The following is a 21,777-nucleotide window of genomic DNA, read 5'->3' as shown; positions in this document are numbered from 1 at the left end:
CTCACTACGTGAGTCTTTCTCCGCAATGGCGGAGAAGGGGTGTCAAATTTTAAGTGCATTACTCGATTGGCAAGACCTGCTGGATTTTACCACTTAGTTTCGCACCAAAAGTCAGAATACCTGGAAATTGTTTGACAATAGGTAACAATAGAGAATTGGCCCAGGGGCGCATCATTGCCAACTGAGCAAACACTGCGGCGGCATGGATACGTTTTACAAAATGTTTGTGCCATTGCTTGGTATAATCGACGCCGGCGTTATTTAATCCCCTGCCTGTCAGAATCTCGTTTTTGTGAGCGATTAGGGTTTGGGAAAGAAGCCACGCAGATTGCAGGGCCATACTAATTCCTTCGGCAACAACGGGGTGTGCTTCGCCAGCGAGATTACCAACAAAAAATCTGTGATCCTTGTAACAGTAGCGAACACCTGGGCGAATGGGACCGACAGCAAGCCAATTTCCCTGGCGTTCTGCATGAGCAAGGGTCTCTCGTACGCCCCGGCAATGGGCCTTGATGTATTGCAAGACAGCTTCGCCCGCTGATAAACCTGGATGTTCTAATCTCAGATTATGCAAGGTATCGCGTCGAATACAACATGAAAGTGTAACTCGTCGATTATCACTGTGAACGAGCCCTCCATATCCGCCTGGAAATGCCAGTAAGGGCATTAAATCGGAAGGTAAATTTGCATTTAAAAAGTGTGCCTTAAATGCCAGTAAGTCGGATGATTGATGGTCTTTAATATCTGGTTGCCCAATCCCCTTTTCCCAAGAACCATTTGCCATTACAACAACAGGCGCGCTGATCGCTTTGGTTGCATTATCTTCTCTAAACGTACAGACGAACTCATTTGCTTTAGGCTGTATATCTTTTGCTTCTGCTGGTTGCCAAATATGTGCTCCATGGGCTTGCGCTTCATGAAGTAGTGCTGTGTCTAAATGTTCTCGTCCTAAAGCTCTACCCCATCTGGTAATTGAAGAATCACCAGGAGGCATTGCAGACGTTAATACAGTATCGGCGGTATATAAGCCAACACGCCGTATTTCTGGGCCGCTCTGGGAAAGATAAAATTCTGCAATTCCTAATTTCTGTAAAAGAGGTAAATTCGTAGCTGATAAAAATTCACCACACACTTTTCTGCGTGGGAAGCGTTTTTTTTCTATTAGACCTACTGACCAGCCTGCTTTAGCAAGTAATAATGCGGTTGTCGCACCGGCAGGTCCTCCGCCAATAATAAGCGCATCCAACTTCATCGATTTTCATCCATTATTTTTCAAAATGAGAATGCTCCACCTAAAAGGGAAATGCCATTTAATTTGATAATTATGAAGATTTGCTTGCTGTAATAAACGTTCTAATTCCCTGCGGGTAAATCCTTTCTGGATAGAAGTGAGTCCATCCTGAGTAATTAATCGATTACCGAATAAAGGGCTTAGCAGTTTATAGAAGCAATAAGCGACTGAATGTCTATGAATATCATTAATGATGACCGCTTTACGTGTAGCGTTGCTTGCCTTAATTAGAAATTCAATTAATTCCTCATCGTCGAAATGATGGCAAACCAAGGTTAATAAAATGATGTCGACACTGTCTTGTTTTAACGTCAATTCAGCTTGGTGTTGTAGCTGAAACTCAAGATTGGTGATGATGTTGCGCTTCCTCTGTTGCCATTGTTCTAATTCATTTTGCGCTAATTTGATTGCTTCTGCAGAGGTGTCTAAACCTAACATGCGCATAGTAGGGTAATAGCGATTGAGATGGAGCAAAAACAGGCCCCCACCGCAACCAACATCCACTAAAGTTGCATCTTTAGGAAAAAGTTTGAGTAGTTTGACTACCTGTTTAAATGAACCGAATAATTTATTTACTTTAAACAATAGTCTTAAACATTGTTCATACTCTTCTTGAGAGTAAAAATCGCGGCCCAGATCTATTAATTCCTTTTTTTTGATCGTTTTGCTAGCATGAGCTTCGCCAGGTGATTGGTGATATCTTTTTAAAAGATAACGAGAATTTTTATTTTGCAATGATTGTCAGAGGATTACAAGGGTGATGGATAATTATTAACTAGCTTGCTGCATTTATCTCCCTTCATGTAGGATATGGCGACTTTTAATAAAAACTATAATTAAGGGATGAACGATGAAACGATTGCTAGTTGCGTCAAGCCTGTTATTTACTTCCACAATATTGTTCGCGGATTGCTCAGAGTTAGGTATCAGTATACAGAATGATTCTAACCATAATTGCGTATTAAAAAATCACATCATTTATTATGGTTTTTTTTCAGAGAGCACAATCCCGACTACTATTCCGGCTAAAACTACCTCAAATGTTTTTTATGGAAGTCAAGATAATATCGGAATAGGTATTACACTCACTTATACCTGTGACAATGAACTTGTCAAATTTTATTCAGCGCAAAACTACTGTAGTTTTTGGACTGGTGCAGGTGATTTAGCAGGTATACCGTACGACATTAGCACACTGAGTCTTTCCTACGAGAAAATGCCAGCTAGCGGTCTAGCAAATTCCCCTGGCCAGATTGTCTGGAGAATCTCGTAGCCAATCTGGCGTCTGTTATGAAAATAGAGACTGCCTTTAAAACAAGTAGTTTTTAAAGGCAGCCTCTAGTCTTCAAAAGCGTTATATAAGAAAAAATAGTTCTCATTCAAAGGTTAAATGGGATGAATGCCGACTTCATCAGCAAGCTGCGCAATGTTAACTTTCCAATTTGCTCTTGATACGAGGTATTTCTGATAATGACCACTGTGCGTTATATCCTGACAGGGTTTGCAACTCCTTTAGATCGTCATGAATTTCTGCTACAGAACGAAGATCGGCAACACTGGTAAAGAACGTGCGTATATCATAATCCGATTGCAATTGTTTTAAAGGCTTTAACGAATCGTGTATATTCTGGCGGTACAGGAAAGAATTGCGATGTAACGGCTGGTTGTGCGTGCAGTTGTAAATCATATTTTTTATTTTCGTATTAAGCGCCGCTTGGAAAACCTTTTCGAACTCGTCCAGTTTCTCTATAAGTTGTTGCGCGATCTTTGCGTATTGTTCATCGACTTGTATTTTGCTTAACTCGGTAGGGGTATATTGAACTGTTTGCAAACGACATAGGGTGGCTAAATAAATAAGGTCAAGCCGCTGATTATACTTAGCCAGCTGTTCTTGATTCGTTATGATGTGATCGGTGCGGAAAATAGCTTGTTTGTGTTGCTGTACACGTTCCGTGCTGCTATAGGCATCCATGCGGTTCGGGTTGAATTCAGTTGCCCATTTAATTGATTGCCTTAAAAATAAAAAATTCATTAATAAATAATTAGTACGGCAATTAACATCATGGAATAGATGTAAAATCTCCAATTCATGAGTTAAGTCATCAACGATCTGTATTACTTCTTCAGCGTTTTTAGCACTGGGAATAGCACGATTATATTTCTGTAATGCCTCTTTAGCCCATGTAAGCGCCAGAGTGGGTTCGGGAGTAAAGAGATGAATGTTCGCTCCATTCTGAATCTCTTCATAGATTTTTTCGCCAGATCCTCAAGTTCCTGTTCAGTGAAATCCTGGATATTAACAGCAGAGGGAGTAACATTTCCGGCACTTGCCAGTGCATGAGATCTGGCAGAGCTGAGATCATACTGGTACTCTGCCTTGGGCGAAGAATTTATATAACTAATTGATAAATCATAATAATAATATTTAAGGTTAGCCCAGAAATGGGATTTTGCCACTCTTTTATCAGGAGTAAAGTCGTGCAAAAATCCCTTGATAATGGCTTCTGCCTCTTCAACTGGGATGTTCTTTGATTTGACAGTCTCGTTGATTGCCAATGCTTGGAATCGTTCTAATTCTGATTTTTCGAATACTTCTAATTCTTTTAGCTGCTCGGGCGTTAATACGCTATCTTCGGCTGAGGGAAATTTTTTCCAGGGTTCTTCTTTCTGGATAAGGTTTGACATATGGCGGCAAAAGCTTGATACAATCAGACTTTTCTTAAAATAACCAATTCTAAATCCTTCTGCTTGTTTATCGGATTTGATTCGCTGTAATAATTCTTTAATACCAGCAACTGTTACTGCATCATGGTGCAGAGGGAAGGCAGTATAACTCTCTCTAAAAATCCCTCGTTTATCCTCTACTGAATTAGCAAAAACACTCTCGCTCAATTGCTTATGTAATGCTTGTATTTCTTCCATAGTAAGGTCGGTATTTGACTGCGTTGTTAAACGCTCACAGAGCGTTGTTGTTGCATGAAATAAATCATACACACAGCCTCTCCCTTTGGGTTCTCTGGCATTATAGTGACGCCAGTTTTCAAAGTTGAGAAAAAATTGATAATCGGTCAATAACAAAAAAAGTAGCTCTGGACGGATTTTTTTAAATACAATAATGGAGGTTGTGTAAGTTGTAATGCTGAATCATCGATTGAATTGAATGATGCAATTTGAGCAGCTTCGCGTTTTTTGATATCTAACTCAGTAAAAGGGAGTGCGAATCCTTTAACATGTACTCTTTTAATAAAGCTAGAAAGCTGTTTCACCCTTTGTTCGTCTGATGATAAAGCCAAACTATCTGTACAACAGCGGGAGATATAATCCGGATTTAAGTCACTCTCATTTTCTCCCTGTATTTCGAGGATACCTCCCATTGAAAATCGGTTTCTAAATAGAGAATATTTGGGGTTGCTGGCCTCTTGCAGAGTTGGGTGTGCCACAAAATACTGTTGAGAGATAGCCTTCTTTATCGCTGCTGCAATTCTTTGTGGGTAGTCTTTTTCATCATAAAACGTTGTTAATTCTGGAACGAAGATGTAGCGTGTTGCTGGCATAACTCTCTCTTTCTATCATTGATTGTCTATCACATGATATCAAATAATTTTAAGATAAATAACAGATCATTATGTTCTATATTAAATCTATAGATAAATTGATCGATAGAAGCGATTTGCCTCATGCCGAAAAAGCAAAAAATCTAGCAATTTTCTGCCGATACCAATGCGGAGATAATGATGAAATCGTTTAAGCGATTTTATGTTGCATTCGTTATTAGCGTGGCTATCTTGATAGTGGCGACACCTGCCTGGCCTGTCATTATTTTGGAGAGTACCTACAAAAAATTTGGCTTTAAAAAAGCTGAAGCACTGGCTTTAGAACCACAATTCGCATCCTTGATTTTCCTTGAAGGGGATGAAGGATCGGGTTCTGGATCATGGATTGGAAACTATAAGGGGCGTGGCTATGTCTTAACGGCAGGCCATTTGTTTACAGAGGGTATCAAAGCCTCTTATTACATTTACCAGACCATCGATGGTACAGAATATCATGGTGATGCCGTTTTTTTGCATCCTTTATGGAACGACGATCTTGTTACTCGAACTGGCTATGATTTTGCCATAGTACGTTTGAAAGAGAAGGTGACAGATGCCGGAGCTCAGCCGGTGCTTTATGCAGGAAATAATGAAAAAGGAAAGATGCTAACGTTTATTGGTTATGGCTGGCGCGGCGCTGGTAAAAGGGACAGGATACGTCGATTGACACCGACAATCGCCCAGCTGCTGGCAAAGGGCTTATTGAAACGGTTGAAGAGGCTGTTGAGCCTGTACCCAGAAAAGGAGATGCCGGCAATTACATAGGGATTTGGTTACCTAAAGAAGATGGTTCGCTCGCTAATCCGTTTACTGAAGATGGAATTACTAAGCCTGTTTCCGCGCTTTCAGCTATTCTTGGCTCGGGAGATAGTGGTGGTCCCGCGTGGATTAAAACTGAAAATGGCTGGGCTATTGTAGGGATTAATTCAAATGGCAGCGGCAATGCTGCCTACGGCGAAAAATCGTGGTTTCCACGAGTAAGCCATGTACGCGGATGGATCGAACAAATTGTACCCAACGCCTTATTTACAAAGTAAACTCGCTCATACTGAGGCATGAAGTCATCTCGTCACTTTCGGCTGGCTCTCTGCCCAAGAGAATCGTTTCTGGCTGTTCGAAATCTAAATATTTTCTGCAGCTTGTGAGTGTAGGATTACATTGACGTAACTGTTCTAATGCTGTTTGCCCCCTCTTTAGTTTTTCTTTGCCCATGGGTCATTCAACGTAAAAGAAAGTTCCATAAAATGACGCACAATATTAGCCAAAACCAGATCGCCAGCCCATCGTTCAATCTTATTATTTGATTTACCCACGAGCGCTTCATGAGAGGCGGGAAATAACCAGTTCATCGAGTGATGCTTATAGGCTACTCCAGATACGGTGTGAGTTGCACTTTTAGTCTTATCAAGAATCCCACTAAAAAGGGGGTATTTATCTGATATTTTGCAGGAAGATACTGCATGATATAGGCCCACACATTAAGATTACCTGTGTTTGACAAATAGCTATGTATCTCTAAATGGATGGGTGCCTTCCGGTAGTACGACGGTTCTTTGAGAAGATATCGTAATCGGTCTGTTGGGCCACCTGCTACAGAGTCGATGCAATGAAGGTAAACAGCGTCTACGTTGATAGTTTTTCCAGGGTGCTTTCTTCAAGCCATTCCTTCATTTGAAGCAGAAGGAATGCGCCACGACTCCAGCCGACACCACAAACGATTAATGTGTCACCTGCCGATGTTGCTTCCTCAGCCTGTTTTTTAAGAATCGTTTTATTTTTCAAAATTAGTATTAATGCCGCTATCACCTATATGTCCGTCGATTAAAGCGCTGATGGATTTAACTATCGAGCCTTTATCATTAGTAAAATCGGTACCTGGACCATCAAGAATAAGTTGATGCTCTTCTTGCAATGTTCAGCTAATTGATTAATAAAATTACTCGGATCAAACATCAACCAGGTCGCTGCGTTACGAAAATTAAAAAGCCGAAAAATCCTTCTCTATCAAGTTTTTTGGGTTACCGAAATTGTTCCGTTAGCAAGAATAAGAACTTTTCTAATACCCATTATCGGATTTCTCTCTAAAATTTACGGGGGAATAATTGTACTTAATTAATACGGTTTGAAAACTATTTTTTGAGTAACAATACGAAAAATTACCTGCTGTTATTTATCTAACCGTCAATAAGGAAGAAATCAAAGAAGCGAATTGCCGGTTAGTTGCTCACTAGTGTATTCTGAGTGCGAATTTAATACAAAATAATAGTCAGGAGAAAAAATGACTTCTTTCGCTCAAGAAGCTGCTAACTTGCAAGAGATGGGACTTCTACCAAAGCCAGATTACTTTAGTCCGGAGAGATTGCTTACTCCTTATCAAAACACAAGTGAGTTTTGGAAGGGGTTAGCCAAGCCTATTTATCTCCCAATAGCAAATGGCTTGGCGGTCTGTTTTTATGCTGCACGAGCCATCTGGTCCGCTCTGCGTACGGTAGGCAATTTAGCTATTTGCAAACCTATTGCTGCTGGTGAAGCCTGTTCTGATCTAAGTGCAAACCTTGCATTAGGGCTCGCCATGGGAATAATGGCACCCATTAATATGTTATGTTCTGCAATTGAATTAGTATTTAAAATCGCTTCTTGTTGGATTACAGGAAAAGAAATAGAAGACGATTTATCAAAGAAAAATTGGTTTAAAAAATTTGCTAATGAGGTAACAGGACTCGAGCATCTTCTTCCCTCACCAAAGTATTTTATGAATAGATTCTTTAATAAATATAAAGATGTAGGTGACTTTCTTGGAGGGCTATTTTATACAGTAGGCAGCCCATTTGAAACAGGATTTCATTCACTGTATCACGCATTGCAAGCAGTAAAAAATGCTCTAAATTGCATTGCTAATGTCATTATAGCCAAGCCTCTGCACGCTCAAGAGTGTTTCCTTGATACCAGTGTGGATTTATCCTTATCTCTTTCGCTTGCAATAATGACACCTATTAATGCATGTGTTCAAGGAATTGAAGTGCTTACTCGCCTCGGAACTACCTGGGTGTCTGCTTGTATGGAAGGTGAAGACCAGGATTATAGCCCTAGAATGGTTTAGGGTAAGACCTATTAATTGTCACCGGATTACAGAGCGTAGTCCGGGTGCCAGTGTAAAAAATTTACGACCACTGTAAGCTACCAGGCTGTTGTTGCCTCCGATTTTTCAGTCTGTTCACTAAAGTTGAAGATGGATTTCGATGCTGCCCCTTGTTGTCATTTTCAATCGCTTTAATTTCAAGGTGATTGAGGGGATGTATCAGACGGATTGATGTATGTCCTTCATGTCATCTCGAATACAGTGAGAGATCGTCTTAATACCTTTGTCTATATTAAATATAATAGCCACAACTATAGGGATATTTCGTGCAGCAGAACCATTTTTATATAGGGACCTCCGGTTGGAGTTATAATGGTTGGATCGGCGTGTTTTATCCAGAAAAATAAACCTAAAGATGTTTTGCCTTATTACGCGACAACCTTTGACTCTGTGGAGCTTAATAATAGCTTTTATCAAATACCAAAAGAAAAAATATAAAAGCGTGGTTAGAATTAACGCCTAAAAATTTTGTTTTTCCTGTAAGGCTAATCGCTATATTACCCATATAAAACGACTACAAGACACGAATGAGACAGTTGAAAAACTATTAAACGCGTTTAGCCATTTTGAGGAAAAATTAGGACCAATTTTATTTCAATTTCCTCCTTACTGGCCTGTAAACATCCCTCGGCTACAAGCATTTATAGAAGGCTTACCCAACAAATATCTCTACACTTTTGAATTTCGCCATAAAAGTTGGTTTTGCCCAGAACTGTATGACTTGCTTAATACTCACCAAATGGCTCTTTGCTTCTATGATCATAAAAATTATCAAGCCCCTGAAATTGTAACAACGCATTTTATTTATATCCGTATGCATGGCCCGGAAGTAGAGGCATACAAAGGCGCTTATGACGATTGCAAATTAGCTGAATATGCCGAAAAAATTATGAATTGGCAAAAAGAAGGAAAAGCAGTTTATTGTTATTTTGATAATGATGAAAAAGCGAATGCACCACAAGATGCCTCTCGGCTTAAAAGGTTGTTAGAGGCTAAAGCCGAAGAGGCCCAACAGGAGTGTTAGGCCCGGAGTATAAAAGGAGAACAAAAAATAAAACAACGGCTTTTTTCTATTCAACAAAGGGGTTTGCATGCGCATGCACCAGGATTCCGAGATGGCAAAAAATAAATTTTTTCAGTAATTATGTGCTTAATACTCGCTTAAGCTACTTTTGTTAAGATGAAATCAAATGATAGCTATAGAGTGAATATTATGAGCAATAATAAAACTTCACCTCGTATAAGCGCTGGCTTTTTTGGTGCTAATTATCATGCTAAGACTGTTTATAAGGATTTAGCACCAGAGACTGTTGCCGTTTCTCCTAAACAGGAGCAGACAAACACCACGGAAATAAAACACCCTACGGTACCTAGATTGAAAGAAACAGTGATGAAATCCCTTATGGAAGCTTCATTACAACCTCAAAATCCTTTGGCGATTTTTTGCCAAAGATTAACGTTCTTACTTTGGCTAAAAAACCTTCAAATGAGGCACTGGCTTCAAAGTGGAGGTTTTTCGCTAATAAATTCTCTCATTATTTGAAGCGATTGCACTTTAGCAGCATTCTTGTATTATCTCGTTCCATTTAAATAATTGAGTAATAATATGACAACAATAAAGTATACCCGCGAACAACTCTTAAGCCTTCGATCTCTGGCGACTGAAAAGCCAGCAGGACTCCCAAAAGAACTTTGTATTTCCAAATACGTCAATATAGCAACGATATTTAAAGGTAGAACAGGTACTTCCTGCAGGCCGGTTGAAAAAACTAGCTTTGAGGATGATTCGAGTATCGGGAGCTCACCAGTGATTTGCATCTAATCGGAATTATCAAATCTGGGGCCGGTGTTCTCGCTTATCACCTCGCCTCCGCTCTGCTCGGGAGGGACCTTAAGTAACGGAGAAGGGTGGTGGGGCTGGTCATCAATCCCAGATTGGGGCACTTGGAATGCCCCATTTTGGGGGAATTTCCTACCCCCAAGATTTCTAAGGATAGTGGTGGGGCTGCCATTCACTACTTTGTCAGCGACATTTGCTACGCCGTCTACCAAACTGAGCACAATCTGCTTTATGGGTGCTGGTTCGTCTTCAAATGCGGGGCCTTCTTCGATGATTACTAATGGACGTAAGCCTGGCTCATCTACCGGTGGGGGAGCAATCTCACTAATACTAAGCTGTAATTTCACGGCAAAAAGTTCGTGAACGCCTGCTAGAAGGGAGTGTTTGGCTAAAAAAATTAATGCCATAACAAGTAGACAACTGGCGCTTAGAAGGAGGTTCGGTGGGACTATACACATGAAGGCAACTGTTATTGTTGTAGAGCCCGCTGCTAATAATTTAACCCATACGGTTTCTGAAGAGCGTTCAATTAAATTAATACTCCTGATCTGTTGAGCTTTTTTTGCCCATGTGTCAGGTGCATCGAGACTACTAATCATTTTCTTTTGTTTATAGTTGATAAATATTGAGCAGAAGCTTTTTATTACGTCAACGCAGCTACTGCCAATAAAAAGGCAAGTTGGAATGATAGTCATATGCCCTATAGCCATAAGAGCTAATAGATAAGCGATAATGGTTAGTGTTTTTGCGAGTGTTTCGAAGAATAAATAATATACTTTACGTGGGTTTGTTGTTGTACCGTAGGCTAAAGTGCTTTGCCATATCCAGCCAAGAGTTAGACTATTATACATCACTCCAAGCAGAGGAATATTACGTAAGATGGAGATCGTTTTAGAAAACCAATGAATGAATGGTGGAGCACTCCTCTCAATCCAAATAAGAATGGCGCGTCCTGCGCCACGATTATATGCCCAACTGCCTAAACCAATACTTGAAATAGCGCCAGCAATAAGGGTCCATAAGTAGGAGGGTTTTGTTTTGTCGATTAATTTTAATAAATAACCGAGATGATGATGCCCATCATGATAAAGATGTGTCAAAAGCTCATAAAGATTTTTGGAGTTGGCAAAAAGTTTTTCATAGGACTCTTCAGGAGCATTGTTAACGTCAAGACTGTCCAAGATCGCCAAGAGAAGAGGATCATTTCTATCTTTTACTTCTAACACAATGAATTGAAAGAGATCATGGCAAGGATAATTTAGCTCGAGACATTCGTTTTTCAGACGTTCTCTGGTATTGTTCAGAGATTCCCCTTGCAAATAATCTAAAACAATCAGCTTAAGAGTGTTAGCTTTCCCCTTATTTAATTTAGGCATGGTTGAATCTCTTCTTCATTAGAGCTCTCTTTTGCTCAGCACTTGAGTTTAAGACATTAGAGTGGTCATACGCGTATTTAACGCGGCACTTATTTCGCCTGCAGCAACAAGATAAAGCGCATACACTTTTTTATGGTGCTGGATGTTCCGGGCGGATCGTAAGAAAATGATGCTTAGAAGACAAGATAGAAAAGCATTATATTCCAAGATAGAGCTAAATTGAAGCCGACAATAAGGCTGGGTGCCTTTTAATGCAATCCGTACTCTCTTATAATTTGACTGATATCATCGATCTTTGCGATGTTGTAACGTCTAGCCAATTTATCTTCTATGAATTACAACTTGCGAGGCACTGAACATTTTAGACGAGGCAGGAGCATTTAACTATGCAACGATTACCTTTGCTGAAACCTGGTGATAGTGTTGAAATTGTTGCGCCTGCCTCTCGTTGTACTGATGAGGTCTTGAGTAATCTGAAAGAGTTGCTGGCGTCATGGCAATTAAATTGCATTATTGATGAGGCTATTTTTGGTAATGACTTATTATGTGCTAATACAGATGAAATGCGTTTCAATCTGTTAAAAAAAGCGTTACTAAATTCAGCAACCAAAGCCGTCATTTCTGTACGCGGTGGCTATGGAAGCATGCGGTTACTGCCACAACTAAGTAAAATAACTCCGGTAAATCCTCCTAAACTATTTGTTGGTATGAGTGATATTACCGCTATTCATTTGTTTCTTGAGCAACAGTGGCAATGGCCAACGATTCATGGTGCGCTTGCAAGAGATAAATTTTCTCCCGAGTCAATTCGTTCATTAAAAGCAATTTTATTTGGAGAAGTGGAGCAAATGGTATTATCGGGTTTGCCGCTTAATAAACCTGCTGCAGACGACAAAATAATAGAGGCGAGTTTAACAGGAGGAAATTTAACCCTGGTACAAACAAGTGTTGGTACACTATGGCAACTTGACGGGCAAAACAAAATTATTTTTTAGAAGAAATAGGCGAGCGGGGTTATCGCGTTGATCGGATGCTAGAACATTTATGCCAGGCATCTATTTTTAAAGATACGGCTGCCATTTTATTCGGTGATTTTCTTGGCGGCAATGAACCCAATGGTTCGTCTTTAATCAAGCCGGTATTGGAGCGGTTTGCACAAAACAGCCTGATTCCTGTTGCAAAAATAGAAGGAATTGGACATGGCTATACCAACTTTCCTATCTTGTTAGGAGCAGTAGCAAAATTACAATTGGGGAGTAGAGTCAAGTTAACTTGTTTTAGATAACAGCCCATAGCGGTCTCTTCCAAACCAATAAGAAACTCGTTAAAGTTTTTTATTCTTCTCAATCACAGGGAGAACTAAATTGCGGGATCGAAAGTTCCTCAAGCTAGGTGAGAAACAACTTAAAATAGTTTGTCGCTCTATTGATAAAATCGCTCAACCTCTATTTGAGTCGTTTGATTTGACTTTTTTTTCCTATAAATTATCACAAGATGATAAGTTTATATTTCTGACTAATAACTATCCTTGGCTTAAGAATTGTATCGATAAGGACTATGCAACCTACCTTTCATCCTTTCAACCTGAACATGAGATTATTCTTTGGGATGCGATTCCCAAGGATAATCCTGTGATGGCTGTTTATGACGATGCGAAAGAAAATTTCAATATTACTCATGGTGTGACCATTATCAAGAGCGCTGGAATCAAAGAAGAGCATTTCAATTTTGCGACGACTAAAGATAATTATGAAATGAATAATTTCTATTTACAGCATCAGGAAATTCTTGAGCGTTTTATTCTCTATTTTCGGGATAAGGCGAAAAAGATTATTGATACTGCTTTAACGCATGCGATTTCGTTAAAAGAGTTAGGGTTGATCAAAAATGCTCTTATGCAACAAGAATTTTATCGTGAGATTGATTATTTTATCGAGAATACCCAGATTAAAACGATTCAGATTGAAGTTGACGGAAAAGATATCGATCTTAACTATACTCTGGCGCATACGGGGTATTACCTGCTTCAAGGGTTAAGTTCTAAGGAAATCGCAAAGGCCTGTTATGTTTCAGTAAAAGCAGTGGAAGCAAGATTGGCTAAATTAAGAAAAATAACAGGGGTCAAAAATAAAAAGAATTAGTTGAATTTTTAAACAAAAAGATGTTAGAAAAGTCTTGGATTTAGCATTACAGAAAAAATCAAGGCATGTACAGAGCAAACTTGGTTGGATAAGCAGGTTTCTGTCGTAGCTCGGGTAAAACCCGGGGATTTTTAACTCCCGAGTTATGTAGGAGAGAATTTGTTTACGCAGAGCATTTGAGACGTTAAAACAAAAGCTATAAATAGAGTTAAAAAGTCGTTACAAACTAGGCTAGCGGCAAAAAGTTTTAATTATACTTTGTGTTTAAATAAGTATCAATTTATGATATAAAAAAGCGCGAATAGTGTTAATTGTCCAATATTGAGTCAAAAGGTGGCGTGGCTTCATTCATCAGGAGTCATGAATTAATAAGGAATGCATGGTATTGTTATATCTCGCATAAATCACTTGGGATACTCTCTCATACTATGGTCAATTGAATAAAAATCATTTGGCCATTTGGTGTTTAAATCCAAATCAATCTGGCACATTTAAAAAGTTTAAAGTGAATAGTGACTATGAAAATTGTTATTAAGGTCGGCACACAAAGTATCTTATCGAATGATGGAACGCCGTTTGAACCAATCATGAAACATCTGGTTGAGCAAATTGTAGAATTACAGAAAGCCGGGCACCGTATTGTTTTGGTTAGCTCTGGTGCAGTTGCTTCTGGGCGTAAAATAGCGCAACAACTGCTAGGACGGCAATATGGACGTTCGATAGCTGAAAAACAGGTATTGGCGTCACTAGGGCAACCTGAGCTTGTTCATATTTATGCCGCAATGTTTAGAATGCATAAAATACTTGCTTCGCAAATTTTACTGACCAAACAAGATTTTCAAACCAGACAACACTATTTAAACATTGCCAGATTACTGCGGGAAATATTAGAGCAAAAAAATATTATTCCTATTATTAATGAAAATGACAGTGTTTCTATTGAAGAACTGATGTTTACCGATAATGACGAATTAGCAGGTCTTATTGCAGCGCAAATGAACGCTGATAAGTTAATTATTTTAAGTAATGTGGAAGGAGTTTACACGGGCCATCCGGATATTGCTGGCTCCGAATTTATTCCTATTATTGGACCTGAAAAAGGCTGGCCTGAAGTGTCTGCAGTAAAAAGTACGCATGGACGAGGCGGCATGATTAGTAAGCTTGGCACAGCTCGTAAAATGTCCGGCCTTGGTATTACCACTCATATAGCAAACATCAATCAATCTTCCGTGATTACGCGAATTATCGCACAAGAACAAATTGGTACGACTATTTTGCCTGCCAAGAGAAAATCAAATATAAAAAGATGGATTGCGTTTAATAGCGAAAAAAGAACAGGCTCCATTTCGATTAATCCCTGCTTATACCAGCTGTTAAGAGAAAATAAACGTGTTCTGAGTATATTGCCAGTAGGGATAGAGAAATATGACGGGGATTTCAAGCGTGGTGATCTCATAGAGATCCGGACCTTGGAAGGACAGAAAATAGGAATTGGTTTGGCTAAATATGATGCTAATAAATTAGCTGATTATTTGGGGCAAAAAGATAAACCTATCTTTATTCATTATGACCATCTGCATATTTTCCAGGAGATTTTAAGTGAGAGAGGAAATCATTAAGGCACTTAAAGCGGTAAAAGAAGCCAGCCAAAGTTTAATGTCATTAAGTGAGGCTAAGCGCAATGAGGTACTCTTAGATCTTGCTAAAACCTTACGCCAGGAAACTCAACAAATTATTGCCGAAAACAAGAAAGATTTGGCTGCAATGGATAAGCACGATCCCAAATACGATAGACTTCTTTTGTCGGAAGAGCGAATTCATGCGATCGCTTCTGATATTGCATTAATTGCTTCTTTAAAACATCCGCAAACCCGCATACTCGACGAAAAACATCTACCTAATGGTTTACGAATACAAAAAATTTCTGTTCCTCTGGGGGTGGTGGCTGTTATTTATGAGTCCAGACCAAACGTTACCATTGATGTTTTTTCTTTGTGTTTTAAAACAGGAAATGCATCTGTACTCAAAGGTGGTAAAGAGGCTTATTATAGTAATCAATGTTTAGTATCGCTTATCAATAAGACCTTAAGTCGCCATGATATTAGCCCCGATGTGATCTATTTATTGCCACCAGAACGTGAGGCAATGAATGTTCTTTTGACAGCAAACGATTTAGTCGATGTTTGTATTCCAAGAGGAGGACAGGCTTTAATCGATTACGTACGTGAACATGCCAAAATCCCTGTGATAGAAACGGGTGCTGGTATTGTTCATACCTATTTTGATGTTAGCGGTGATAAAGAAAAAGGTCGTCTAATTATTAACAATGCTAAAACCAGACGAGTAAGTGTTTGTAATGCCTTGGATACCTTGATAATCCATGAAAAGCGTTTAGATGATTTATACCATTTAGTCGAATTGCTTGCTGAAAAAATGTTGAACTCTTTGCCGATAAGTTAAGTTACAGCACGCTTGAACCGGTTTACCCTAAAAATTGCTTCATCAAGCCGGTCCTGATGATTTTGGTCATGAATATTTATCTTATAAGATGTCGATAAAAACAGTTTCTTCAAAAGAAGAGGCTGTTAAGCACATTCGCGTTCATACCTCAGGTCATAGCGAAGCGATTATTACGGAAGACAACGCGGCTGCTAACTATTTTTTAAATCAAGTAGATGCCGCTGCTGTCTATGTCAATGCGTCTACAGCATTCACCGATGGCGGGCAATTTGGGATGGGGGCTGAAATTGGCATTAGCACGCAAAAATTGCATGCTCGTGGTCCTATGGCATTAGAGGCACTCTCCAGTTATAAATGGGTTATTTTTGGTGATGGGCATATCAGAATATAAGTGGAGTAAGCTTATTACGTGCCTCATCGTCGAGTTTCCTCTTTTTTATAAGAAAGTTCTATAATAAATTTAACTAGTCCATTCGAGGAAAATCATGTTTTTACGTAAATCAATTTTGGTTGGCATGATTACTTTCCCGTTATTTCCTGGCGTTGCTATGGCTGATCCCAATTCGGCTGTTTTGGAGGTGGCGATTCAGACTTTACGCCATTGCTATGAAATAGACCATAAAGTACAGGCTGAGGTTGCTGCCTGTATGAGTGCAAAAATGAAAGAACTGCCAAATCCTGAGCACTTTAATGTTCATCTTAGCGGCGATATACCGGGGGAACTGGGTTTAATGCTGTATAGTCAGACTGGCTACACAACAAAGTGCGTGTTATATGCTGGAAGAGTAATTGCGGTAAGGCAGTGTATTAGTTATCAAGGCCCTCCTCTCACTGATAATCAAGAGATATCTATTACTCCCCCGAATTAATAAAAAATGGGCTTGTGAGCGGAAAAAAGCGTTCCTTGTCTTATGTATTTTGAATAATTCCATGAACTCTTACAGTGGCGTTGCGGTTTCTCCCTTTTGCCTTTTAGCGTCATTTTGCGCATAATAGCGCGTCTAAATTATTCAATGGGTGAAAAAATGGGGTTAATGGATATCAAAAGCGGTCGTGACGTACCCAATGAAATTAATGTAGTTATCGAAATCCCTATGCATGGGGAACCAGTAAAATATGAGGTCAATAAGGAAACAGGTGCTTTGTTTGTTGATCGGTTTATGACAACAGCGATGTTTTATCCTACTAATTATGGCTATGTTCCGAGGACTTTGTCTGAAGATGGTGATCCGGTTGATGTCCTGGTGGTGACCCCTGTGCCATTAATTAGTGGTGCTGTGATTCCTTGCCGTGTGGTTGGTATGCTGAAAATGACTGATGAGGCGGGTGTAGATACTAAAGTATTAGCAGTGCCTACCAGTAAATTGAGTAAAATGTATGAGCACGTGAAAACATATAAGGATTTACCTCATCCCTTGTTGTTATCGATAGAGCATTTTTTCCAGCATTATAAAGATTTGGAAGAGGGTAAATGGGTCAAGATAGATGGCTGGCAGGGACCAGATGTTGCTCGTGATGAGATCATTTCAAGTGTTGCTCGTTTTGAACAAGATCACTGATAGCGGGTTCATAGAGGCAGAAGAAATTCTTCTGCCTTGCTAGTTGTAATAGCCTTTATTTGGCCAATTTTTTACCTTCAGTTGTGCTGCTTGTCTTATCGTCCTGTAATATTTGCTCCAATTCGCCGGACGCTTGACGAGAAAAACTGATTAATTCGTGTTCTTTTTCAAAGAAAGCAAACGATTTCTTGAGAGAGTTTTCATCGTGCTGAGTAAAAGCGTGTGCTTTTCTGCGCATGCTGTCGCCACTGTAGCCCAAAAATTTCATGATTTCCTGTGCCATAGTCAGTGAAGAATCAAAAATTTCGCGTTTAAAATAATCTACTCCTGCTTTATGCAACTCATAAGCATGGCGACGGTTGCGGGCTCGAGAATAGATGGTCAGATGGGGGAACTCTTCCTTACATAATTTAACTATTTCAAGGCTGGTATCCGGATCATCGACAGCCACAATTAACAGTTTGGCTTGCTGTGCACCAGCATTTTTCAATAAGTCAAGGCGAGATGCATCACCAAAATAACCTTTAAAACCGAATTTTCGCAGTAATTCTATTTGTTCGGGATCTTTTTCTAATACGGTAAGTTCGATACCTTGTGCAGTTAGAAAGCGACCAATGATTTGTCCAAAACGACCATAACCAGCAAGAATAATAGGTTGTTGCTTATCGATAGCATCAAATTGTCGCTGAGGAATTGCACTCATAAAAGAGGGGACAATGAAGCGTTGATAAAAAAGCATCAAAAAGGGAGTCGTTGCCATTGAAAGTGCAACGGCAAGCGTATAGAAGTTGGCTGCTACCAATGAAATGACGTTAGCTGAGCTGGCAAATTGAAATAATACAAACGCAAACTCACTTCCTTGGGAAAGCGCCAGAGCAAATCCGACAGTTTGTAATTTGGTTAGACCAAAACTTTGACCGAGAATGAGAAGAATGAGAGCTTTGATAGCGATAAAGCCAGCTACTGTTCCCAACAGCTGCATTGGCTGTGAAGATAGCAAGGTAAAATTCATTCCCATACCAACTGAAATGAAAAATAAACCAAGCAGTAAACCTTTGAAAGGTTCAATATCCGTCTCTAACGTGCGTTTATATTCAGAGTTGGCTAGCACCACGCCAGCCACAAAAGCACCCAAGCCAGGTGAGACGCCAATAGCCTGCATTAATAGAGTAATACCTACAATCAAAGCTAATGACATAGCCGTGAACACTTCACGTAAATTAGTTTGAGCAATGATGAAGAAGAAATAGCGTGATAAATAATGCCCTGTGACAATGATTGCTGTGATAATAGCAGCAATTACTCCCGCATGAGCCCACCCTGAGAGTGAGTTAAGTAAGCCCGTGGGATGGATTTCCATATTCGGTTGACTAGATATTGTTAATAAAGGCATGACAATAAGGATTGGGATTACGGCGATATCTTGAAACAATAATACGGCAAAACAGGTTTCTCCTGTTGCTGTGCGTATTAAGTTCCTCTCCTGCAACATTTGCAAAACTAGCGCAGTGGATGATAAGGCAAGTGCCATGCTGATTGCTAAGGAAATACGCCATTCGAAACCGAGAAGGATGCCACTAATAGTAAGCGCTGTCGTCGTGAGCGCGACCTGTAACCCTCCCAGGCCCACAATTGCTTTCCTTAAGCGCCATAAAGTTTCTGGTTCCAATTCTAGACCAATGAGAAAGAGCATCATGATCACACCAAATTCAGCAAAATGCATAATTTGTTGTGCGTTACCTATCAATTTGAAACCAAAGGGACCAATGAGAACACCAACAATGAGATAGCCAAGTACGGAGCCTAATTTAAAACGACTGGCGATAGGTACAATAACACAGGCTGCTGCAAGGAATATAAAAACATTAAAAAGAAAGTCATTATTCATTCGTGTCTTGTTTTTGTTGGAATACTCCCAGAGTATACCTGAACTCGACAAGACAAATAATTGTTTGTTTTTTCGCTACTTTGCAATTATGACGGCGGTGGTTGGCCTGGACGAGATTAAACTTCCGCTATCCTTATTTTGTATCGCGGGTCATCTTGATCTAAAGCCTCTGAGTTAGTGTCTAGAGCCTTTGGAGCGGCCTTGAACTTCGGTGGACTGGAAATAGAAATGGCTTTATTTTAGCGTGGGTGTGCTTTGAGTCTCTTCAGTAGGTGGAGAGGGTATTTCTTGTTCTGGACTTGCTTGTTGTCCTTGTTGCCCTTGATAATCTTGGACAATATCGACTACGGTGGAAATTTTTGCTATTAAATCTAGTAGCTCTTTTCTTTCCTCAGTATTCAATGAAAAAAGTAAGCTACTGATGCCTTGAACTACATGGTTAAATATTGGTTTTTGGGGCTCTGATTTAAGGGGAGTAACTCCCAGGATTGCCTGAGAAAGTGCTAGTCCTATATTAGAATCGACGGATTTTTTGAGTGTTGGTGCAAAAAATTGAGATGAATAGGTTGTGGTAGTCGTCGCAGTTGTTTGGGTTTGGGGTTTTCTCTTTTAAAATAAGTCTGCATCCAATTAACGAGCAAATTAGGGTGCTCTGCAGGGATAGCAAAAGGGGGGCTTGTATCTAGCGACAAAGACGAAGGAACAACAAAATAATCTTTTGTCGCTTGAAAAGTATTAAGCATATCTCCGGGGTAGGTCACAAAATTATAACCTAAGGCTGCTCCTATCCACATTACAGCAGGACTTTCTTCAGTTAAATAACCTACAGCACGATAGTACCATAGATCATAACCACCGTCTTGTTCATGGCGGCGGGCAAATTCATCTGCTGTGTAGTCAATCGTCTCTCTTAATTCTTGAACTGCTGTATAGAGTTGCATAATAGCAACTTGGTTTTTTTGAAATCAGGATGAGTGTTAATCCAATCTTGCCATCCTAGTATTTTAAAATTCAGACCAGCGTGATGGGCAAGTTGGTTGATAATGGCAATTTTTTCACTAGTGCTTTTAGTGCCGTGCTCCTGGTTAAAATTTTGGGCTGATATATGAAGAGGGGCCAAGAAATGTTGTAAGTTACGTTCAAAATATTGGGTCCCTAGCGCAAGAGCTTCCTGTTTAAATTGATCGATTCTGTCCTGAGAAAGTGGTTTTTTTGTACTTCGTGGTTTTAAATTATGCCAATAAACCTCATCTGCAATGAGCAGTGTGGTAGAGTGGTGATGTTGCAGTGAATAATTGAGTGCTGCCTCAAGGTATACGCCTTCACAGTATTCGTTACCAACAATACTCAGAAGCATCAAATTATTTGTGCTGCCGAGATCGGTAAAATTTTTTTGGATTTTCCCTTCCCAACAAAGTTGGCTCTTATAAGGGGACCTTTACCTTTAACTCTAGGCATCTATTTTCTCTTCAACAGCAAAATGGAGCTTAATGATACAGATCGATTATTAAGTTATCCTTAAGACATTCAGAAATTTAGCATTATAACTATTGCCTTGTTGTATGTCTGTCATTTAGTTGATACCTATCGCATTAATCGGTACTTCAAATAATGATTAAGACAGGCTGGATTACATGGACTGTTTATTAACACAATATTAGGTGCTGTTTAGATCCCAAGAAAAGATTTTGTACGGAAAAAATGGTACTGAACAAATAGTGCCTGTGAATGTTCCTGGCTTTTACCTGTTGTTACCTACGATTTTGATGGACAAAGAAACACTTAAAAATAAAATCAAACGCTAATCTCTCAATCTAGCAAAATGAAATAGTCCAATACACCTTTCTAATCGCAATCAGTATTGATTAAGGTGATACTGCTTTACTAGTTTCCTTGATCGAGGGAACGGCGGATTGTAAATGCATCACGCCGCGCACGATTGTACCTAATACCTGGATAGTTAATAAATTTTTACTTTGTAAAGGATCTGCGCTCAATAGAGTCATATCAGCCAGTTTTCCTGGTTCGATACTTCCCTTTTCTTTCTCCAAACCATAGAGCAAGGCTGCATTGATCGTAAGTGCCTTGAGTGCGTCCTTGAGGGCCACTTGTTCATTCGCGGCAAATTTGTTGATACATTCTTTGGTCGGTGGGGAATCCCAGCGTTGTATGTCACGTGTGTTCATGAACTGCATCATTTGTAAGGGATTTGGCGCTGTTGTCGGTGAGTTTGCATGGGCACTGATTGTTCCTAGCGTTCTTTTTGCGCTGGCCAATGGAGTATCTGTATAGATTCCGTTGGGATTTGGTATTCTTTGGCATAAAGCTTCACCCCAATAATACAAATGAGGTACAAACCAATTGACTGTCACTCCTAATTGGCGCATACGCCCTAATTGATCCTGGCGTGCAAATTGGGCATTAACAATGATTGGATGAAATAGTTTGTTTGCATAAAAACGTTGTACCTTCGCAGTAAGGTTTAAGACT

At 39.7% G+C, this 21,777-nt stretch carries 26 protein-coding genes and 1 pseudogene; 13 read left to right on the top strand and 14 right to left on the bottom strand.

Annotated elements, in window-relative coordinates:
* Positions 1-58: 58 nt before the first annotated feature.
* Complete coding sequence (locus tag BN58_RS01675; protein WP_019215350.1) at positions 59-1,252, bottom strand: NAD(P)/FAD-dependent oxidoreductase; 1,194 nt, start codon at positions 1,250-1,252, stop codon at positions 59-61.
* A 6-nt stretch (positions 1,253-1,258) separates the two neighbouring features.
* Complete coding sequence (locus BN58_RS01670) at positions 1,259-2,026, bottom strand: methyltransferase domain-containing protein (RefSeq protein ID WP_019215349.1); 768 nt, start codon at positions 2,024-2,026, stop codon at positions 1,259-1,261.
* A 115-nt stretch (positions 2,027-2,141) separates the two neighbouring features.
* On the opposite strand from BN58_RS01670, the gene BN58_RS01665 reads away from it, so the two are divergent.
* Positions 2,142-2,564 carry a hypothetical protein gene (locus BN58_RS01665; RefSeq protein WP_019215348.1) on the top strand — a complete coding sequence of 141 codons (423 nt, stop codon included), beginning with the start codon at positions 2,142-2,144 and terminating at the stop codon, positions 2,562-2,564.
* 156 nt (positions 2,565-2,720) lie between these two features.
* On the opposite strand, the gene BN58_RS01660 is transcribed toward BN58_RS01665, so the two are convergent.
* The 3 genes from BN58_RS01660 to BN58_RS01650 all read right to left on the bottom strand — a co-directional run bounded on the left by BN58_RS01660 (position 2,721) and on the right by BN58_RS01650 (position 4,845).
* Positions 2,721-3,377 carry a hypothetical protein gene (locus tag BN58_RS01660; RefSeq protein ID WP_156812301.1) on the bottom strand — a complete coding sequence of 219 codons (657 nt, stop codon included), beginning with the start codon at positions 3,375-3,377 and terminating at the stop codon, positions 2,721-2,723.
* 29 nt (positions 3,378-3,406) lie between these two features.
* Positions 3,407-4,285: a hypothetical protein gene (locus BN58_RS01655; protein ID WP_156812300.1), complete on the bottom strand. Its 879-nt coding sequence runs from the start codon at positions 4,283-4,285 to the stop codon at positions 3,407-3,409.
* A 74-nt stretch (positions 4,286-4,359) separates the two neighbouring features.
* Positions 4,360-4,845: a hypothetical protein gene (locus tag BN58_RS01650; protein ID WP_019215345.1), complete on the bottom strand. Its 486-nt coding sequence runs from the start codon at positions 4,843-4,845 to the stop codon at positions 4,360-4,362.
* 177 nt (positions 4,846-5,022) lie between these two features.
* Between BN58_RS01650 and BN58_RS21160 the strand changes: the two genes are divergently transcribed.
* On the top strand, positions 5,023-5,649 hold the full coding sequence (locus tag BN58_RS21160) for a trypsin-like serine protease (RefSeq protein ID WP_019215344.1): 627 nt from the start codon (positions 5,023-5,025) through the stop codon (positions 5,647-5,649).
* Positions 5,650-6,077: 428 nt separating this feature from the next.
* Here the strand turns inward: BN58_RS21160 and BN58_RS30415 are convergent, their stop codons facing one another.
* The 3 genes from BN58_RS30415 to BN58_RS30405 all read right to left on the bottom strand — a co-directional run bounded on the left by BN58_RS30415 (position 6,078) and on the right by BN58_RS30405 (position 6,796).
* Positions 6,078-6,359 (bottom strand): hypothetical protein, encoded by a 282-nt coding sequence (locus tag BN58_RS30415; RefSeq protein WP_156812299.1) that lies wholly within the window; start codon positions 6,357-6,359, stop codon positions 6,078-6,080.
* Positions 6,360-6,507: 148 nt separating this feature from the next.
* Entirely contained in the window at positions 6,508-6,666 is a 159-nt protein-coding gene (locus BN58_RS30410; RefSeq protein WP_019215342.1) for a hypothetical protein, read from the bottom strand.
* The gene (locus BN58_RS30405) at positions 6,656-6,796 is read right to left on the bottom strand and encodes a hypothetical protein (RefSeq protein WP_019215341.1); all 141 of its coding nucleotides are present in this window, start codon (positions 6,794-6,796) and stop codon (positions 6,656-6,658) included. The genes BN58_RS30410 and BN58_RS30405 overlap by 11 nt, the downstream gene beginning before the upstream one ends.
* A 366-nt stretch (positions 6,797-7,162) precedes the next feature.
* Here BN58_RS30405 and BN58_RS01620 point away from each other — a divergent pair, with 366 nt between their 5' ends.
* The 4 genes from BN58_RS01620 to BN58_RS01610 all read left to right on the top strand — a co-directional run bounded on the left by BN58_RS01620 (position 7,163) and on the right by BN58_RS01610 (position 9,566).
* Positions 7,163-7,984, top strand: a complete 822-nt coding sequence (locus tag BN58_RS01620; protein ID WP_019215340.1) for a hypothetical protein — start codon at positions 7,163-7,165, stop codon at positions 7,982-7,984.
* A gap of 351 nt (positions 7,985-8,335) precedes the next feature.
* Entirely contained in the window at positions 8,336-8,461 is a 126-nt protein-coding gene (locus BN58_RS36735) for a DUF72 domain-containing protein (protein WP_332247910.1), read from the top strand.
* Positions 8,462-8,519: 58 nt separating this feature from the next.
* The gene (locus BN58_RS21155; RefSeq protein WP_332247911.1) at positions 8,520-9,047 is read left to right on the top strand and encodes a DUF72 domain-containing protein; all 528 of its coding nucleotides are present in this window, start codon (positions 8,520-8,522) and stop codon (positions 9,045-9,047) included.
* Between the two features lie 156 nt (positions 9,048-9,203).
* Entirely contained in the window at positions 9,204-9,566 is a 363-nt protein-coding gene (locus BN58_RS01610) for a hypothetical protein (RefSeq protein ID WP_019215338.1), read from the top strand.
* Between the two features lie 275 nt (positions 9,567-9,841).
* On the opposite strand, the gene BN58_RS01605 is transcribed toward BN58_RS01610, so the two are convergent.
* Positions 9,842-11,239 carry a hypothetical protein gene (locus tag BN58_RS01605; RefSeq protein ID WP_019215337.1) on the bottom strand — a complete coding sequence of 466 codons (1,398 nt, stop codon included), beginning with the start codon at positions 11,237-11,239 and terminating at the stop codon, positions 9,842-9,844.
* A 386-nt stretch (positions 11,240-11,625) separates the two neighbouring features.
* On the opposite strand from BN58_RS01605, the gene BN58_RS21150 reads away from it, so the two are divergent.
* From BN58_RS21150 to ppa, 7 genes and pseudogenes are all read left to right on the top strand, one after another.
* On the top strand, positions 11,626-12,234 hold the full coding sequence (locus tag BN58_RS21150) for an LD-carboxypeptidase (protein ID WP_019215336.1): 609 nt from the start codon (positions 11,626-11,628) through the stop codon (positions 12,232-12,234).
* A 35-nt stretch (positions 12,235-12,269) separates the two neighbouring features.
* Positions 12,270-12,524 (top strand): hypothetical protein, encoded by a 255-nt coding sequence (locus BN58_RS32375; protein ID WP_019215335.1) that lies wholly within the window; start codon positions 12,270-12,272, stop codon positions 12,522-12,524.
* A 79-nt stretch (positions 12,525-12,603) separates the two neighbouring features.
* A complete protein-coding gene (locus BN58_RS01595) occupies positions 12,604-13,380 on the top strand; it encodes a helix-turn-helix transcriptional regulator (RefSeq protein ID WP_019215334.1) in 777 nt (258 codons plus the stop codon).
* A 518-nt stretch (positions 13,381-13,898) separates the two neighbouring features.
* Complete coding sequence (gene proB / locus BN58_RS01590; protein ID WP_019215333.1) at positions 13,899-14,999, top strand: glutamate 5-kinase; 1,101 nt, start codon at positions 13,899-13,901, stop codon at positions 14,997-14,999.
* Positions 14,980-16,231 (top strand): annotated as a pseudogene (locus BN58_RS21145) (glutamate-5-semialdehyde dehydrogenase). The gene proB and the pseudogene BN58_RS21145 overlap by 20 nt, the downstream one beginning before the upstream one ends.
* A 94-nt stretch (positions 16,232-16,325) precedes the next feature.
* The gene (locus tag BN58_RS01580) at positions 16,326-16,709 is read left to right on the top strand and encodes a hypothetical protein (RefSeq protein ID WP_019215332.1); all 384 of its coding nucleotides are present in this window, start codon (positions 16,326-16,328) and stop codon (positions 16,707-16,709) included.
* A 156-nt stretch (positions 16,710-16,865) separates the two neighbouring features.
* Positions 16,866-17,399 carry an inorganic diphosphatase gene (gene ppa, locus BN58_RS01575; protein WP_026069184.1) on the top strand — a complete coding sequence of 178 codons (534 nt, stop codon included), beginning with the start codon at positions 16,866-16,868 and terminating at the stop codon, positions 17,397-17,399.
* Positions 17,400-17,454: 55 nt separating this feature from the next.
* Here ppa and BN58_RS01570 read toward each other — a convergent pair whose 3' ends face one another.
* The 5 genes from BN58_RS01570 to BN58_RS21135 form a co-directional block, all read right to left on the bottom strand.
* Entirely contained in the window at positions 17,455-19,287 is a 1,833-nt protein-coding gene (locus BN58_RS01570) for a monovalent cation:proton antiporter-2 (CPA2) family protein (protein WP_019215330.1), read from the bottom strand.
* 234 nt (positions 19,288-19,521) lie between these two features.
* Positions 19,522-19,689: a hypothetical protein gene (locus BN58_RS30395; protein ID WP_019215329.1), complete on the bottom strand. Its 168-nt coding sequence runs from the start codon at positions 19,687-19,689 to the stop codon at positions 19,522-19,524.
* 107 nt (positions 19,690-19,796) lie between these two features.
* The gene (locus BN58_RS27935) at positions 19,797-20,228 is read right to left on the bottom strand and encodes a hypothetical protein (RefSeq protein WP_019215328.1); all 432 of its coding nucleotides are present in this window, start codon (positions 20,226-20,228) and stop codon (positions 19,797-19,799) included.
* Positions 20,198-20,647, bottom strand: a complete 450-nt coding sequence (locus BN58_RS27930) for a hypothetical protein (RefSeq protein ID WP_156812297.1) — start codon at positions 20,645-20,647, stop codon at positions 20,198-20,200. Before BN58_RS27930 ends, BN58_RS27935 begins: the two co-directional genes overlap by 31 nt.
* A gap of 505 nt (positions 20,648-21,152) precedes the next feature.
* The coding region (locus BN58_RS21135; RefSeq protein WP_040916012.1) for an amidohydrolase family protein at positions 21,153-21,777 on the bottom strand (625 nt) is incomplete at its 5' end.

The sequence above is a fragment of the Legionella tunisiensis genome (assembly GCF_000308315.1).
Taxonomy (GTDB): domain Bacteria; phylum Pseudomonadota; class Gammaproteobacteria; order Legionellales; family Legionellaceae; genus Tatlockia; species Tatlockia tunisiensis.
Note: the sequence above shows the minus strand (reverse complement) of the source record. Positions and strands in the feature narration are given on the sequence as shown.